The 16,592-nt window shown below is 64.9% G+C and carries 15 protein-coding genes; 8 read left to right on the top strand and 7 right to left on the bottom strand.

Annotation, left to right across the window (positions count from 1 at the left end; translation table 11 throughout):
* Positions 1 to 89: 89 nt before the first annotated feature.
* From ACQR10_RS16745 to ACQR10_RS16720, 6 genes are all read left to right on the top strand, one after another.
* A complete protein-coding gene (locus tag ACQR10_RS16745) occupies positions 90 to 1,913 on the top strand; it encodes an IlvD/Edd family dehydratase (protein ID WP_316216298.1) in 1,824 nt (607 codons plus the stop codon).
* Between the two features lie 137 nt (positions 1,914 to 2,050).
* A complete protein-coding gene (locus ACQR10_RS16740; RefSeq protein ID WP_434912012.1) occupies positions 2,051 to 2,785 on the top strand; it encodes an SDR family oxidoreductase in 735 nt (244 codons plus the stop codon).
* 126 nt (positions 2,786 to 2,911) lie between these two features.
* Positions 2,912 to 3,658: an SDR family NAD(P)-dependent oxidoreductase gene (locus tag ACQR10_RS16735; protein WP_434881195.1), complete on the top strand. Its 747-nt coding sequence runs from the start codon at positions 2,912 to 2,914 to the stop codon at positions 3,656 to 3,658.
* Positions 3,659 to 3,755: 97 nt separating this feature from the next.
* Positions 3,756 to 4,145: a GFA family protein gene (locus ACQR10_RS16730; protein ID WP_434912011.1), complete on the top strand. Its 390-nt coding sequence runs from the start codon at positions 3,756 to 3,758 to the stop codon at positions 4,143 to 4,145.
* Positions 4,146 to 4,199: 54 nt separating this feature from the next.
* Positions 4,200 to 4,880 (top strand): site-2 protease family protein, encoded by a 681-nt coding sequence (locus ACQR10_RS16725; RefSeq protein WP_316180718.1) that lies wholly within the window; start codon positions 4,200 to 4,202, stop codon positions 4,878 to 4,880.
* A 61-nt stretch (positions 4,881 to 4,941) separates the two neighbouring features.
* A complete protein-coding gene (locus tag ACQR10_RS16720; RefSeq protein ID WP_316180740.1) occupies positions 4,942 to 5,346 on the top strand; it encodes a hypothetical protein in 405 nt (134 codons plus the stop codon).
* Positions 5,347 to 5,367: 21 nt separating this feature from the next.
* Here the strand turns inward: ACQR10_RS16720 and ACQR10_RS16715 are convergent, their stop codons facing one another.
* The 7 genes from ACQR10_RS16715 to ACQR10_RS16685 all read right to left on the bottom strand — a co-directional run bounded on the left by ACQR10_RS16715 (position 5,368) and on the right by ACQR10_RS16685 (position 12,099).
* The gene (locus ACQR10_RS16715) at positions 5,368 to 6,156 is read right to left on the bottom strand and encodes a cell envelope integrity protein TolA (protein ID WP_315803127.1); all 789 of its coding nucleotides are present in this window, start codon (positions 6,154 to 6,156) and stop codon (positions 5,368 to 5,370) included.
* Positions 6,157 to 6,172: 16 nt separating this feature from the next.
* The gene (exbD, locus tag ACQR10_RS16710; RefSeq protein WP_316180715.1) at positions 6,173 to 6,652 is read right to left on the bottom strand and encodes a TonB system transport protein ExbD; all 480 of its coding nucleotides are present in this window, start codon (positions 6,650 to 6,652) and stop codon (positions 6,173 to 6,175) included.
* Between the two features lie 6 nt (positions 6,653 to 6,658).
* On the bottom strand, positions 6,659 to 7,618 hold the full coding sequence (gene exbB, locus ACQR10_RS16705) for a tonB-system energizer ExbB (protein WP_434912010.1): 960 nt from the start codon (positions 7,616 to 7,618) through the stop codon (positions 6,659 to 6,661).
* Between the two features lie 11 nt (positions 7,619 to 7,629).
* Positions 7,630 to 8,319: a Fe2+-dependent dioxygenase gene (locus ACQR10_RS16700; RefSeq protein ID WP_434912009.1), complete on the bottom strand. Its 690-nt coding sequence runs from the start codon at positions 8,317 to 8,319 to the stop codon at positions 7,630 to 7,632.
* A 2-nt stretch (positions 8,320 to 8,321) separates the two neighbouring features.
* A complete protein-coding gene (locus ACQR10_RS16695) occupies positions 8,322 to 10,742 on the bottom strand; it encodes a TonB-dependent receptor (protein ID WP_434912008.1) in 2,421 nt (806 codons plus the stop codon).
* Between the two features lie 259 nt (positions 10,743 to 11,001).
* Positions 11,002 to 11,262, bottom strand: a complete 261-nt coding sequence (locus tag ACQR10_RS16690; RefSeq protein ID WP_434912007.1) for a hypothetical protein — start codon at positions 11,260 to 11,262, stop codon at positions 11,002 to 11,004.
* Positions 11,263 to 11,637: 375 nt separating this feature from the next.
* Entirely contained in the window at positions 11,638 to 12,099 is a 462-nt protein-coding gene (locus ACQR10_RS16685; protein WP_315803121.1) for a MarR family winged helix-turn-helix transcriptional regulator, read from the bottom strand.
* Positions 12,100 to 12,245: 146 nt separating this feature from the next.
* Here ACQR10_RS16685 and ACQR10_RS16680 point away from each other — a divergent pair, with 146 nt between their 5' ends.
* Positions 12,246 to 13,427, top strand: coding sequence for an efflux RND transporter periplasmic adaptor subunit (locus ACQR10_RS16680; protein WP_409997941.1), 1,182 nt, complete (start codon positions 12,246 to 12,248; stop codon positions 13,425 to 13,427).
* Positions 13,424 to 16,570: a multidrug efflux RND transporter permease subunit gene (locus ACQR10_RS16675; protein ID WP_316216292.1), complete on the top strand. Its 3,147-nt coding sequence runs from the start codon at positions 13,424 to 13,426 to the stop codon at positions 16,568 to 16,570. The genes ACQR10_RS16680 and ACQR10_RS16675 overlap by 4 nt, the downstream gene beginning before the upstream one ends.
* Positions 16,571 to 16,592 lie beyond the last annotated feature (22 nt).

Raw genomic sequence — 16,592 nt, 5'->3', positions numbered from 1 at the left:
ACGAAAGACGTAGGCGATCCTCGACAGCGGGCCGATGGCGCACAGACGACGGACCGGCCTCGCCACGTTTGCACTGCGGGAGAAAACACATGACGAACTCGAACGGGCATGCCGGCAACGGCGCTGACAAGAGCCGCAAGCTGCGCTCGCAGGCGTGGTTCAACGATCCGCACAATCCGGGCATGACCGCGCTCTATCTCGAGCGCTACCTGAATTACGGCCTGACCCGGGCTGAGCTGCAGTCGGGCAAGCCGATCATCGGCATTGCCCAGACCGGCAACGATCTCTCGCCCTGCAACCGCCACCACATCGAGCTGGCGCACCGCGTCCGCGAGGGCATCCGCGCCGCCGGCGGCATCGCGATGGAATTTCCGACCCATCCGATCCAGGAGACCGGCAAGCGCCCGACGGCCGCGCTCGACCGCAACCTCGCTTATCTCGGCCTGGTCGAAATCCTTTTCGGCTATCCGCTCGACGGCGTGGTGCTGACCACCGGCTGCGACAAGACGACGCCGGCCTGCCTGATGGCCGCGGCGACCGTGAACATCCCCGCCATCGTGCTGTCGGGCGGCCCGATGCTGAACGGCTGGCACGAGGGCCAGCGCACCGGCTCCGGCACCGTGGTGTGGAAGTCGCGCGAACGGCTCGCCGCCGGCGAGATCGGCTATGAGGAGTTCATGGAGATCGTCGCCTCCTCGGCGCCGTCGGTCGGCCATTGCAACACCATGGGCACGGCCTCGACGATGAATGCGCTGGCCGAGGCGCTCGGCATGTCCCTGCCCGGCTGCGCCGCGATTCCAGCTCCATATCGCGAGCGCGGCCAGATCGCCTACGAGACCGGAACGCGCATCGTCGACATGGTGTGGGAAGACCTGAAGCCGTCGGACATCCTGACGCGCAAGGCATTTGAGAACTGCATCGTCGCCAACTCCGCGATCGGCGGCTCGACCAACGCGCCGATCCACATCAACGCGCTGGCGCGCCATGTCGGCGTCGAGCTCGACATCGACGACTGGCAGAAGGTCGGCCACGACGTACCGCTGCTCGTCAACATGCAGCCGGCCGGCTTCTATCTCGGCGAGGAATTCCATCGCGCGGGCGGCGTGCCGGCCGTGATCGGCGAGTTGATGCGGCACAAGCGCATCCACGAGGATGCTGTGACCGTCAACGGCCGCAGCATGGGCGACAATTGCCGCGACGCCGCCAAGCCGGACAACGACGTGATCTGGTCCTACGACAAGCCGCTGGTGAAGGATGCCGGCTTCCTGGTGCTGCGCGGCAACCTGTTCGATTCCGCGATCATGAAGACCAGCGTGATCTCCAAGGAGTTCCGCGACCGCTATCTCGTCAATCCGAAGGACCCGAACGCCTTCGAGGGCCGCGCCATCGTGTTCGAGGGTCCGGAGGACTATCACGACCGCATCGACGATGCATCGCTCGAGATCGACGAGCACTGCGTGCTGTTCATCCGCGGCGCCGGCCCGATCGGCTATCCCGGCGGCGCCGAAGTGGTGAACATGCAGCCGCCGGCAGCGCTGATCAAACGCGGCATCCTGTCCTTGCCCTGCATCGGCGACGGCCGGCAATCCGGCACCTCGGGCTCACCGTCAATTCTCAACGCGTCGCCAGAGGCCGCCGCCGATGGCGGGCTCGCAATCCTCAAGACCGGCGATCGCGTGCGCATCGACCTCAACAAGGGCTCGGCCAACATCCTGATCTCGGACGAGGAGCTTGCGACGCGGCGCGCCGAGCTGAAGGCCAAGGGCGGCTTCCCACACCCCGCCAACCAGACGCCGTGGCAGGAGCTCTATCGCAACACCGTCGGCCAGCAGGCCACCGGCGCCTGCATGGAGCTTGCCACGCGCTATCACAACATCGCTGGCACTGTCGGGGTGGCAAGGCATAATCACTAGACACGCCGCGCAAAGCCGGCCACCGTCATTGCGAGGAGCGAAGCGACGAAGCAATCCAGAGCCGCGCGCGCAGCCCTGGATTGCTTCGCTGCGCTCGCAATGACGAAAGAATCAACGAGCATCCCAAGGGAGACCCCATGTCCGACCGCCTCAAGGGCAAGCGCGCCTTTGTCACCGCCGCCGCAGCCGGCATCGGCCGCGCCTGCGCGATCGCTTTCGCGCATCAGGGCGCGACCGTGTTCGCCACCGATATCGATGAGAACGGCCTGAGCACGCTGAAGAGCGAAGGCATTGCCGAGGTCGCGACGCTCGACGTGCGCAACACCGCGGCCGTGAACGCGATGGCCGATCGCGTCGGCAAGGTCGAGATCCTGCTCAACGCTGCCGGCTTCGTGCACAACGGCACCATCCTCGACTGCTCCGACGACGACTGGGATTTCTCGTTCGACCTGAACGTCAAGTCGATGCATCGCACGATCCGCGCCTTCCTGCCTGACATGCTCGATCAGGGCGGCGGCGCCATCGTCAACATCGCCTCCGCCGCCGGCGTGTTCAAGGCGGCACCGAACCGCTACGTCTACGGCGCGACCAAGGCGGCGGTGGCGGCGCTGACGCGCTCGGTCGCAGCCGATTTCGTCGGCAAGAAAATCCGCTGCAACTGCATCTGCCCCGGCACGATCGAAACGCCCTCGATGCTCGGACGGGCGGCCTCGGCCGGCCCGAACGGGCTCGATATGTTCATCTCGCGCCAACCGATGGGCCGGCTCGGCACGGCGGAGGAGATCGCCCATCTCGCGGTCTATCTCGCCAGCGACGAGAGCGCGTTCACGACCGGCGTCGCGCACACCATCGACGGCGGCTGGACACTGTAGCTTCTCCTCATCCTGAGGAGCCGCGCAGCGGCGTCTCGAAGGATGAGGCCCGGATGTCAGGGGCCTCATGGTTCGAGACGCGCTCCGCGCTCCTCACCATGAGGGTCGAAAGAGGAGTCTTTCTTCATGAACCACATCGATCTCGCCAATCGCTGCGCCGTCGTCACCGGCGGCGCGCAGGGCTTTGGCCGCGCCATCACCGAGCGCTTCAGGGCCTCCGGGGCCAAGGTCGCGATCTGGGATCACGACATCGCGCTGGCGGAGAAGACCGCGCAGGAGATCGGTCCGGAGGTGCTGGCGCTGCAGGTCGACGTCACCGACACCAAAGCGGTCGAAGGCGCGCGTGACGCGACGCTGGCCGCGTTCGGCAGCATCGACATCCTGGTCAACAATGCCGGCATCGCCGGCATCAACAAGACGGTGTGGGAGACCGATCTCGATGAGTGGCGCAAGGTGCTGCGCATCAATCTCGACGGTCCCTTCATCTGCGCCAAGGCGATCGTGCCGGTGATGCTGAAGCAGGGCTATGGCCGCGTCGTCAACATCGCCTCGATCGCCGGCAAGGAGGGCAACCCGAATGCCGCGCATTATTCGGCGTCCAAGGCCGGACTGATCGCGCTGACCAAGTCGCTCGGCAAGGAACTGGCGCAGCACAACATCACGGTGAATGCGGTGACGCCGGCGGCGGCGAAGACCGCGATCTTCGACCAGATGACGGACGCGCACATCAACTTCATGCTGTCGAAGATCCCGAAGGGCCGCTTCGTGCTGGTGGAAGAGCTCGCCGCGCTGGTGTCGTGGCTGGCCTCGGAGGAGTGTTCATTCTCGACCGGCGCCGTGTTCGACATTTCCGGCGGCCGCGCGACCTATTAGTTTGCGGCGGGGCGAGCAAAGGTGCCAACGCAGACGGCGATGGGCCCACCTTCGTCTCGCTGGCGATACGGATGTCCCGATCCATGGAGCTTGCCTGATGACCCACCACGGCGGCTGCTTCTGCGGCACGGTGCGCTTCCAATGCACGGGCGAGCCGATCAATGTGCGCGTCTGCCATTGCCGCAACTGCCAGCGGGCGACGGGCGCGCCGTTCTTCGCCCGCGCGCTGTTCTCGCACGACGCTTTGACGATCACCGGCGAAACCGCGCGCTTCCCCTCCTCCGACGCGCTCGACCGCATGTTCTGCCCGCGCTGCGGAGTCAGGCTGTTCTCATGGCGCACCACGCGCCCGGTGGTCGGCGTGGCCCTGGCCTGCTTCGACGACCGCAACGCCTTTGCCCCGACCGAGCACATCTGGGTCTCGGAAAAGATCGATTGGGTGCAGCTCAGCGACGGACTGCCGCAATTTCCGGAAAATCCCGCGTAGCATCAAGGAACCATCGTGCCTATGTAGGGCACAACGCGTCCGGAAACCCGATCCTTGAACATCTCGCTCTACGGCATTTCCGTCTGGATCCTGCCGATCATCATCGCCATCACCTTTCATGAGGCTGCTCACGCCTTCGTCGCCTGGCGGTTCGGCGACGAGACCGCGTTGCGACTCGGTCGCGTCAGCTTCAACCCGGTCCGGCACATCGATCCGTTCGGCACGATTCTGCTGCCGGGCATGCTGCTGCTGTCCGGCTCGCCGTTCCTGTTCGGCTACGCCAAGCCGGTGCCGGTCGATTTTCGCAATCTGCAGCCGCTCCGCGCCGGCATGGTGATGGTGGCGCTGGCGGGACCCGCCACCAACATCGCGCTCGCGCTGGCGGCGGGACTGGCGTTCCACGCCCTTCCGCTTGTTCCACCTGAGGCCGCGCGGTGGGTGGCGAGCAATCTATGGAATATTTTCTCGTTCAACATTCTGCTCGCCGTGTTCAACATGCTCCCGATACCGCCGCTCGACGGGGGCCGGGTCGCGGTCGGTGTCCTGCCGGCGGTGCTGGCGCGGCCGCTGGCCCGGCTCGAGCCGTACGGCATGCTGATTCTGATCGGATGCCTGATCCTCCTGCCGCTGGCGGGTTCCCAGTTCGGTCTCAATCTTGATCTTGTGTCGGGGCTGCTCCGCGCCACGACCGATTCTCTGAAGCAGCTGCTTCTGCTATTGACGGGTAATGTCTAGATCTACCCGTCAGGGATGGTAACGAACGAGCCCCGAGGCACTCTTGGTCAAAGCCGCTGACATGATGATCGCACGCCGCGCCGACACCCGCGCCCGTGCCGATTTCGCGACCTGGAAGATGATCGCCAAGCTGAACGGCGCCTCCGGCCTGCCGCCGGCGGCGCAGGAATTCCTGGCCAGCTACAAGGCCCGCCTTGGCGACATGCCGGAGGACGAGGCGACCGAGGCCACCATCCGCGAGATGTACAAGGCCTATTATGCCGAGATGGGCGGCGGCGGCGCCCCGCCCGAGGTCAAGCCGGTCACAGCGGAGCCGGTGACCGACAATGTCACCGCCTTCCGCAAGCTGCCGCCGAAGCCGAAGGCGGCGCAAAGCGGGACGACCGCTCCGCGCAAGCTGCCGGTCGGGCTGATCTTCGCCGCGCTCTGCGTGGTCTATGTCGGGATCAGACTGTATTGGCAGTGAGGCCAGCCGAACCCCACCCGCTCATTTCGGCGGGTTGAACTTGACCGGCAGGATGAAGGAGAACTCGTCGTCGGTGAGGCCCGCGGGAGGCTTTGGCACGGGATCCGAACGGCGGACCATGCTGACGGCGGCCTGATCGAACTCCGGATCGCCGGACGTTTCCCTGACGTCCACCGAGACGACACGGCCGAGCCGGTTGAGCACGAGCGCCAGCTTGAGCTGAGCAGCGGTCTTCTTTCCGGATGGATACTTCTTGTGCAGCTCGAAATAGGCGCTGATCTTGCGGCCCCAATTGGCCGTCAACCTTTGCACGTCCTTGCCGATGCCGGCATTCGGCGCTTTGGTCTTCTCGGCTTCAGGAACCTTCTCGTCCAGGGCCTTGCGCGCGCTGTCCTCCGAGGCTTCCTGTGCCTCTGACGCCTGCGTCTGGACCGTCGCGACCTTCTGCTCCTCGGTCGGCTTCTTCACGTCAGAGGTCGTGACCTCGCGGTCGGCCTCCTCGGTCGTGGTCGGGACATCCTTCTGCAGATCGGTCTGCTCGACCTCGGCCTTCTGCTCCTGCATCTGCGGAGCGGCGGTCTGCGCCACCGAGTCCTGTCCGACCGGAACCTCGTCGTCGTCGACCTTCGGCGAGCCCATATCGATGTCGATGACCTCGGCGCCCGCCGCGCCGAGGCCGCCGACGTCCTCGTCGTCCTTCAGATGTGTCAGCGCCAGCGCGGCCCCGCCGACATGCAGCATCAGCGCGCCCATGATCGCCAGAAACCAGAGACGGCGCGAGGGGGAGTGCCCGACGTCGAGGTCGCTCATCACACGTCGGCGCTCCTCACGGCTGCGCGGGCTGGGCCGGCGGCGCTGCCGCAAGTCCCTGGGCAGCCGCGGCTGGCGGCGCTTCCAGGGCCACCAGCTTGATCTTGGTGTAGCCGCCGGCGCGCAGCAGCTCCAGAACTCCCATCAGCTCGCCATAGGGCACCAGCTTGTCAGCGCGCAGGAAGATCGGCCGGTCCTTCGGCCGATCGGTCATGGCATCGAGATCGCGCACGAGATCGACGCGCTTGACCAGATTTTCCCCGATCGCCAGCGTGAGGTCCGGCTTGATCGAGACGTAGGTCGGCTTGTCCGGCTTCTTCTGCGGCGTGGCGCTCGAGGACGGCAGGTCGATCGGCAGGTCGACGGTCGAGAGCGGCGCGGCCACCATGAAGATGATCAAGAGCACCAGGATGACGTCGATGAACGGCGTCACGTTGATGTCGTGGGTCTCGTCGAAATCGTCGTCGAGATCGCCTTCGGAGAGCGAGACGGCCATCGTCGGCTACTCCGCCGCCCGGACGTGAAGACCGCCATGGCTGCGATCGAGATCGCGGGAGCCGCGATCGAGATCGCGCGACAGCAATCGTCCGGTCGTGCCGGAGGCGCGGTTGACGAGCTCGAGATACCCCTTCGTGACGCGCGAGAAGTGATTGTAGATGATCACGGCCGGAATCGCCGCGGCCAGACCGATCGCCGTCGCCAGCAGCGCCTCGGCGATACCCGGCGCGACCACCGCGAGGTTGGTGGTCTGCGATTTGGAAATGCCGATGAAGCTGTTCATGATGCCCCAGACGGTGCCGAACAGCCCGACGAACGGCGAGATCGCGCCGACGGTGGCGAGCAGGCCCATGCCAGTGCGGACGCGGCGCGCTTCGGCGCGGACGATCTCGGTGAAGCTCGAGGCCGCGCGCTCCTTGATGCCCTCGTCACTGCCGAGCCCGGCCGAGAGCCGCGCCTCGGCGATCGCAGCCTGCAGCAGCACGGTCGCGACGTTCTTGCCCTGTCCGAGCGCGAGCTGGGCCTCGGCCAGCGACTTCGCCGCGGACAATTTGCGCAACGCCCCGGCCAGCCGGCGACGCAGGACGGAAAATTCGAGGCTCTTGGCGATCAGGATCGTCCAGCTCGCGACCGAGGCCAGCGCCAGCATGATCATGACCGCTTTGACGACGATGTCGGCCTTGAGAAACATGCCGAGCGGTGACAGCTCGTCGAGCCCGGTGCTCACCGACTTGCCAGCTCGGGTGGCGCTCTCACTTCCCGCCGGCGCAGCGGTCGTTGCGGCCGTCTGGCCCGACGCAGGAGGAGCCATCGTCTGCGCTGTGCCCGGTGCCGGCGCGGAGAGATCGGTCGAGACCGCCGGCGCGGACCTGGCCGGCTCCTGCTGCGCATGTGCAGGTAGCCCCGCAGCAACAGACAGACATGACAGGACGATTGCAAACCTAACGAGGAACGATGTCATCATATCTCGGCCCATTAGACCTCGGCCCACTGCCGGATCAGATTGTGATAGATGCCGGTCAGCTTGACAGCATCGGGATCGTCCCTCCCGAGGCGTTCCGCCAAGCTCTGGATCGCCGTGTCCAGATCGAAGATCATGCTCCGGACGTGGGCATCCCGTATCATGCTCTGCATCCAGAAAAAAGAGGCGACCCGGGCGCCGCGCGTGACCGGCGTGACCATGTGAAGGCTCGATGACGGATACAGCACCGCCTGCCCCGCGGGCAACTTGACTTCGTGTGAGCCGTAGGTGTCCTCGATCACAAGCTCGCCACCGTCATAGCTGTCGGGCTCGGCCAGGAACAAGGTCATCGACAGATCGGTGCGGATGCGCAGGCCTGTCAAGGGATCGCCACGCACGGCATTGTCGACATGGATGCCGAAATGGTCGCCCCGCGCGGCGGTGTAGCGGTTGAACAAGGGCGGAAAGATCTGCAGCGGGATCGCCGCCGACAGGAAGCGCGGATTTTTCGTCAGCGCCGTGATGATGCGCTGGCCCAGCACCCGCGCCGCCTCGCCGCCGGGCGGCAATTGCTCGTTGCACTTGACCATGGCCGACTGCGCCCCGGCCGTCGAGCGGCCGTCCTCCCAATCCGCCGCATCCATGATGCGGCGGAAGTCGGCCACCTCGTCTTTGGACAGAACGTCCGGGATGCAGATCAGCATGATCAAAACTTCGCAGTGGTGACGATGTAGAAGGCGCGCCCCGGCGCCACGGCGACGAACGGCACCGCGCTCCGATACAGCGTGTCGTAGTACAGCTTGTTGGTCAGGTTCTGCGCGTAGAGCTTCATCGTCCAGTTCTTGTCGAGCTGCTTCTCGACGAAGGCGTCGAAGCGCCAGTAGCTCGGCAGCTCGTTGCCGGTGTTGGCCGCGAAGGTGCCGCCATACACCTTGGAGCGGTAGACCGCCTGCCCGCCGATCTCCCAGCCATTGTCGAGCTTGTACTTCGACAGCATGCTGAACGACTGGTGGGCGATATTGGCGAGCTGCAGGCCAATGTTGGAGGCGACGCCGCTCTGCGTGACCTTCGACTGCATCAGCACCAGGCCGCCGAAGATGCTCCAGCGATCGGTAAGCTTGCCTTCCGCCTCGATGTCGATGCCCTGGATGCGGTAGGCCGCGCCCGAGGTGAGCAGGCCGCCGACGGTCTCGCGGGCATTGTCCTTGGTTGTCTGGAACAGCGCAGCTGAGACCAGCAGATGGCGATCGACCAGCTCCCATTTGGTGCCGAGCTCGGCCGCCTTGTTGCGCTCGGGTCCGAGCAGGACTGCGGTGTTGGCGGGCACGCCGCCGTAGTCGGTACCGGTGGCGTCGAGCTCGGAGCCGAACGGATTGGCCGAGGTCGCATAGGCCGCGTAGATGCTGCCGATCGGCATCGGCTTGTAGACCAGGCCGACATTGTAGTTGACCAGGTCGGCGTTCATCTTGAGGTATTTCGGCGAATTGGTCGACGAGCTCATGTTGTAGCCGTCATAGCGCACCCCGCCGTTCAGGATGATGATGTCCCGCCAATTGGCGGTATCCATCGCGTAGACGCTGTTGGTGTTGACGCCGTAGCGCGTCGGGTTGCCGGACAGCGACGGTGTGTTGCTGAACGGAATGTAGGTATATTGCGGCGAGTAAACGTTGACGCCGGTGACGGCGCCGTTACTGGTCGAGCCGCCGCCGAACAGCTCCGATGACAGTCCGGTGTAGCGGTCGATCGAGATGTTCTCGTTCGAGAACTCGGTGCCGAGCACGGCGGTGTGCTTGACGCCGCCGGTATCGAGCTTGAACGTGGCGTCGTTCTGGTTGGCCCAGACGTCCACGGTCTGATAGCGGCTCTGCGCACTGGCCGTGGTGGTCCAGAGCAGCGGATTCGCGTTGGTCGTGTTCGGATTCTGCGGCAGCGTGCCGATATAGTTGAGCAGCGAGTGCTCGCCGCGGAACTTGCTGCTGAGCGTGATGGCCTCGTTGACCTTGTACTCGGCCGCGGCGGTGCCAAAATCCTGCCGCGCGGTCTGGAAGTCGCGATTGAGGAAGCCATACCAGGTGCCGCGCGGAATGCCGGCCGAGGTCACCGGCACGTTGCCCTGCTTGTAGTAGGGCACGCCGAAATCCGGATAGCCGGAGAGATCGGTGTGGACATAGTTGGTCGTGATCTTCAGATCCTCGATCGGCGTCCACTTGGTCGAGAGGAAGGCGCCCCAGCGGTCGTCGGTGACGAAGTTGCGCCCGGCGACGTTGGAGTCCTGGAACAGACCGCCGGTGCGCACCGAGACGGTCGGCGAGATCACCTGGTTGACGTCGAGCGTGACGCGCTTCTGCTGATCGGTGCCGAACTCGGTATCCATCCGCTTGAAGTTGGTATCGCCAGCCTGCTTGGTGACGATGTTGATGGCGCCGCCGGCGGTGCCGCGCCCGGCATAGGACGACGCCGGGCCGCGCAGGATCTCGATCTGCTCGGTGAAGAAGTTCTCGCGGATCGACACCGCGGGATCGCGGATGCCGTCGATGAAGACGTCGTTGCGAGCGTCGAAGCCGCGGATGAAGAAGCGGTCGCCGAACGCATTGCCGCCCTCGCCCGACCCGAGCGTGACGCCGGCGGTCGAGCGGCCGATTTCCTTGAGCGCGGTGACGTGCTTGTCCTGCAGCACCTCCTTGCTCATCACCGTGATGGTCTTGGGCGTGTTCAGCAGCGGCTCGGGAAACTTGCCCGATGCCTGCACGCGGTTGACCTTGTAGGGCTCGGCTGCGTCCGCGTAGGGGTTGGCGTCCGGCGCGGACAGGCCGCCTGCGTTCGGAAACGCGACCGCGGCCTGCTGCGCCGCCTGCTGGCGGGCCGCCGCGCGGCGCAGGGCATTGCGCGCGCGGACCTGCTCGGCGGTCGGCTTGGAGGACGTCGGCTTGGCCCGCGCGATCGGCGCATCGACGTTGACGGGCGGCAGGTCGGATGTCGGCTGCGCCTCGGCCGACGACATCGCTGCCACCGCCATCAGCCCGGCCACCGCCGACACCTTGGTGACGGAGGGCCCCTCTCCTCGTCCGTCATTGAACTTCATCGCTGCGATCCCACGCAGCGAACGCGGTGCTCTCACCTGTCCCATTTATTTTCACGCGCCCCAGATTTTCATTCCACGTCGCTTACGCGGATCATTCGCAGCGCGACGATGTGTCGTTGGTATCGGACGCGTTTCAGGGGGTCAATTTGAGGAGCCCTAATTTGGCCTTGAATAGTTCCAGATCAAAACAATTCTAAAAATGCTCAACTAACAACATACGGAACTTGAAATCGTTCTAAACAGCGCGATTTTGACTCGCGCTGTCGTCGAATCACCACTGCGTCGCGCGCAACTCCGGCGCAGGTCAGTTCGACGAGCCAGCCGACTCGTCGCTGCTCGGCGGCTTCATTAACGAGAACAGCTCGTCTACGGTCTGCACCGCGATCTGGCGCACGCGGTCGGAATCATCGATCCCCGCGATCCGCACGCCCTTGACGACGGCCCTGATCTCATCGCGAAAATCGCTCAGGAAGCGCAACGGATCGCGCTGCTCGTTGGCGACGCGCGCGATCAGGCCAGTGACCAGGATCTGGCACGCGAGCATCTTTCCATTCAGTTCTTCCATCGTGAGCTCCCCATTCGCTATCGTCGCACGGCGCATCGTCGGACGACGCGGCATCGCTCCGGTTGAATCCTGCCGCTGCCCGACTGCGCCATGACGGCGGCCGGACTCATCGGCTTCTAATCAGCTCCCATCGGGCGCGACAAGACGGCGAGAATAGGTCGGAGTGCGGCGTTCGCACGAGAGACCCGCGCGGCCCGCGAATGGTCCGGAGCGGCGCGCTGCCCGACGATGGCGGCAGAGGATCGCCACAGACCGCCCTGCTCTCGCGCAGGCCACGCTGCGCGGCAAGGCCAAGCTTGTCCGCGGCTTTTCGCACTCAAGATGTTTTACGATACGACACAACTCAAGATGAGACCGGTCTGCGCTGCGCCTCGGCTATTTGAGCGCCACCTCGGCTTTCGGATCGGACAGCGTCTTGATCCGATCCTTCAGGTCCCTGAGCGTCGACAGGCTGGTGGCGACGGCCTCGTCCGGAATGTCGTGCAGAACGTCGCCGGCGATCGCATCGCGCAGCTCGTCGAGATCATCGACGAGCTCTCGTCCCGCGGCGGTGAGATGGAGACGGTTCGCGCGGCGATCCCTCGGATCGTGCCTGCGCTCCAGCAACCCCTGCTCCACCAGCCTGTCGAGCAGACGCACCAGTGAAATCGGCTGCAGTTCCAGCACTTCTGCGAGATCGACCTGTGACATCCCCTCATGCGCGCGCAGCCGAAACAGCACCACCCATTGGGCGCGGGTCGTGCCGCGCTGTTTGGCACGATGATCAATATAGTTGCGCAGGATGCGCGAGCTTTCGACAAGCTGCGTAACGAGCTGCCGTCTCATATCCAGCGACATGGCTGTGAACTCCCTTGCGATCCCTCGAAGCTTGCCGATTGTTTAGGTTTGTCCACGCGCTCGTGTGTTTACACATTAATTGCGTGCGTACTATATCTGGCATGCTGGGAATGGTTTTAAAGACCGGTTATCCTGTTCGTCTCAGCATGTGGGCCAGCATGAAGACATCACGAACCCTCGGTTGGATCCTGCTTGTCGCGGCTCTCGGCGGCGCCGGCTATTATGGCTGGCAGCGTCATCAGGGCGCCGAGGCAGCGAAGAAAACCGCTGAGCAGAAATCGGCCCGACCGCAGGCGGTTCGGGTCTCGACCGTGCCGGTCGAGAAGACGGACTTTCCGGTCTTCCTCACCGGCCTGGGGACCGTGCAAGGCTTCAACACCGTCCAGGTCCGCACCCGCGTCGACGGCCAGATCGACAAGATCGCCTTCACCGAAGGCCAACTCGTCAAGGAAGGCGACCTGCTGGTCGAGATCGACCCGAGGCCGTTCCAGGCCGCGCTCGACCAGGCCAAGGCCAAGCGGGCGCAGGACGAGGCCAATCTCAACAACGCCAATCTCGACCTGCAGCGCACCACCAAGCTCGGCGAGTTCGCGACCCGGCAGCAGCAGGACACCCAGCGCGCCACCGTCGCACAGCTCACGGCGCAGATCGCCGCCGACGACGCCGCGATCGCCAATGCCCAGACCCAGCTCAGCTACACCCAGGTCAAGGCGCCGATCTCCGGGGTCGCCGGCCTCCGCCAGGTCGACATCGGCAACATCGTCAACGCCTCGAGCCAGACCGGCATCGTCTCGATCGCGCAGATCGAACCGATCGCGGTGATCTTCACCGCGCCGGAAGAGCAGTTGCCCTACATCAACGAGGCGCAGAAGACCGCCCCGTTGAAGGTGATCGCGTTCACCACAGACGGCAGGAAGCAGCTCGCCGAGGGCAAGCTGATGGTCGTGAACAACCAGGTCGACACGTCCAGCGGAACGATCCGGCTGAAAGCGGTGTTCGACAACAAGGACCACGTGCTGTGGCCCGGACAGTCGGTCTCGACGCGGCTCCTGGTGCGGACGCTGAAGGACGCCACGGTGGTTCCTGACGACGCGGTCCAGCATTCGACCAGCGGGCTGTATTCCTACACGGTGAGCCCGGACAACAAGGCCGAGCTGCGCAAGGTGAAGGTCGGCGTTTCGCTCGATGGCCGGACCGTCGTCGAAGAAGGGCTGACGCCCGGCCAGCAGGTGATTACCGGCGGTCAATTCAAAGTGCAGCCAGGCTCGGTCGTGACCACCGCGGTGGCCAGCTCGGAGCCGGCGCCAGCTAAGGTCCGGCAGGAATGAACGGCGGCGGCATCTCGGCACCCTTCATCAAATACCCCATCGGCACCTCGCTGCTGATGGCAGGTATCCTGTTCATTGGCCTAGTTGCCTACCCGCTGCTGCCGGTCGCACCGCTGCCGCAGGTCGACTTCCCGACCATCCAGGTGACCGCCAATCTGCCGGGCGCCAGCCCTGAGACCATGGCGACCTCGGTCGCCCAGCCGCTGGAGCGGCAATTCGCACAGATTCCCGGCATCGCCCAGATGACGTCGACCAGTTACCTGGGCACTGCATCGGTCACGATCCAGTTCGACCTGAATCGCAACATCGACGGCGCCGCCAACGACGTCCAGGGCGCCATCAACGCCGCCTCGGGCCAGTTGCCCAAGACCCTGCCGTCGCCGCCGACCTACCGCAAGGTCAACCCGGCGGACGCGCCGATCCTGATTTTGTCCGCCACGTCCGAGACGCTGCCGCTGACGACGGTCTCCGACTCCGTCGATGCGCAGCTCGCGCAGCAGATCAGCCAGATCTCGGGTGTTGCCCAGGTGATCATCGGCGGCCAGCAGAAGCCGTCGATCCGTATCCAGATCGACCCGGCCAAGCTGGTCGCCAAGGGCCTCTCGATGGAGGACGTGCGCAGCCAGATCGCGATCACCACGGTGGACAGCCCGAAGGGCAACATCGACGGCGAGCGTCGGGCCTACACCATTTACGCCAATGACCAGCTCACCGAGTCGAAGGACTGGAACGACGTCATCATCGCCTACCGCAATGGCGGTCCGTTGCGCATCCGTGACATTGGCCGGGCGGTGACCGGACCGGAGGATGCCAAGCAGGCCGCCTGGGCCAACGGCAAGCGCGGCGTGTTCCTGGTGGTCTTCAAGCAGCCTGGCGCCAATGTCATCGAAACCGTCGACAAGATCAAGGCGACGCTGCCGCGCCTGGTTGCGGCGATCCCGCCGGCCATCAAGGTCGAGCTGATGTCGGATCGCACGACGACCATCCGTGCCGCGGTCGAAGACGTCCAGTTCACGCTGCTCCTGACCATCTTTCTGGTGGTCATGGTCATCTTCATCTTCCTGCGCAGCTTCTGGGCCACGGTGATCCCGACGATCACCGTGCCGCTCGCCCTGCTCGGCGCCTGCGCGATGATGTGGGGGGTCGGCTATTCACTCGACAACCTCTCGCTGATGGCGCTGACGATCGCGGTCGGCTTCGTCGTCGACGACGCCATCGTCATGCTCGAGAACATCTCTCGCTATGTCGAGGAAGGCGAGTCCCCGATGGCTGCCGCCTACAAGGGGGCCAAGGAGATCGGCTTCACCATTGTCTCGATCTCGATCTCGCTGGTCGCCGTGCTGATCCCGCTCTTGCTGATGGGCGGCATCATCGGGCGCCTGTTCCGCGAATTCGCGGTCGTGCTGGCGATGACGATCTTCGTCTCGATGTTCGTCTCGCTGACGTTGACGCCGATGATGGCCTCGCGTTTCCTGCGCGGCGGCCACCAGGCTCATGGCAAATTCTACCAGTGGAGCGAGCGCGGCTTCGAGGCGCTGCTCAGGGCCTACGAGAAGGGATTGGACATCGCACTGCGCTGGCGCTTCACCACGCTGATGGTGTTCTTCGCCACGCTCGGCCTGTCGATCTACCTGTTCGTGCTGATCCCCAAGGGTTTCTTCCCGCAGCAGGACAACGGCCTGATCACCGCCGCGTCGGAGGCGTCGCAGGACATCTCCTTCAAGGCGATGCAGTCGCGCCAGGAGGCGCTGGCCAAGATCGTGCAGGATGATCCGGGCGTGGCCAGCGTCGCAATGGCGATCGGCGGCTCCGGCCGCGCCGGCAATACCGGCAATCTGTTCATCACCTTGAAGCCGCGTGACGAGCGTGATGCATCGGCGCAGCAGATCATCACACGCCTGAGGCCGCAGCTGGAGAAGGTCGAGGGAGCCCGGCTCTACATGCAGGCCGCGCAGGACGTCCGCCTCGGCGGCCGGCCGTCCCGAACCCAGTTCGAGTTCACGCTGCAGGACTCCAATCTCTCCGAGCTCAACGAGTGGGCGCCGAAGATCCTGGAGAAGATGCGCTCGCTGCCGCAGCTGCGCGACGTCGCCACCGACCAGCAGGCCGACGGCACCACCGTGCAGCTCACGATCAACCGCGACACCGCCTCGCGCTACGGCATCTCGCCGCAGCTGATCGACGACACGCTGTATGACGCCTTCGGCCAGCGACAGGTCGCGCAGTACTTCACCCAGCTCAACTCCTACCGCGTGATCCTGGAGATCCTGCCTGAGCTGCAGGGCAATATCGACACGCTCAACAAGCTCTACGTGAAGTCGCCGACCACCGGCGACCAGGTGCCGCTCTCGACCTTCGCCAGTTGGACCAACGTGCCGGTGAGGCCGCTGTCGATCAGCCACCAAGGTCAGTTCCCGTCGATCACGATCAGCTTCAACCTCGCCCAGGGCGTCGCGCTCGGCCAGGCCACCGATGCGGTGCAGCGCGCGATGGTCGAGCTCGGCGCGCCCGCAACCTTGAACTCGAGCTTCCAGGGCACCGCGCAGGCGTTCCAGCAGTCGCTGTCGACCGTGCCGCTCTTGATCCTCGCCGCCCTCGTCGTGGTCTATCTGATCCTCGGCATCCTTTACGAGAGCTACATCCACCCGATCACGATTCTCTCGACGCTGCCCTCGGCCGGCGTCGGCGCGCTCGCGATCCTGATGGCGTTCGGCTACGATTTCAGCCTGATTGCGCTGATCGGCGTCATTCTCCTGATCGGCATCGTGAAGAAGAACGGCATCATGATGGTCGACTTCGCCATCGCCGCCGAACGCGACCAGCACTTGCCGCCCGAGCAGTCGATCCGCCAAGCCGCCCTGCTGCGCTTCCGTCCGATCATGATGACAACGATGGCAGCCCTGCTCGGCGGCGTGCCTCTGATGCTCGGCAACGGCACCGGCTCGGAGATCCGCCAGCCACTCGGTTATGCGATGGTCGGCGGCCTGATCGTCAGCCAGATGCTGACGCTGTTCACCACGCCGGTGATCTATCTCTATCTCGACAAGGTCAACAACGCCTTCGCGCGCTGGGGCCGCACGCATATCGACCACGAGCCCGACGCGGCCGCTCCCGGCGGCGCCGTGAAGGAAGCGGCGGAATAACGATCCGCCGCTTCCCTGGTCG

The organism is Bradyrhizobium sp. HKCCYLRH2060 (genome assembly GCF_051168135.1).
Classification (GTDB): domain Bacteria; phylum Pseudomonadota; class Alphaproteobacteria; order Rhizobiales; family Xanthobacteraceae; genus Bradyrhizobium.
The sequence above is the reverse complement of the archived record's forward strand: the minus strand, read 5'-3'. Positions and strand labels throughout refer to the sequence as shown.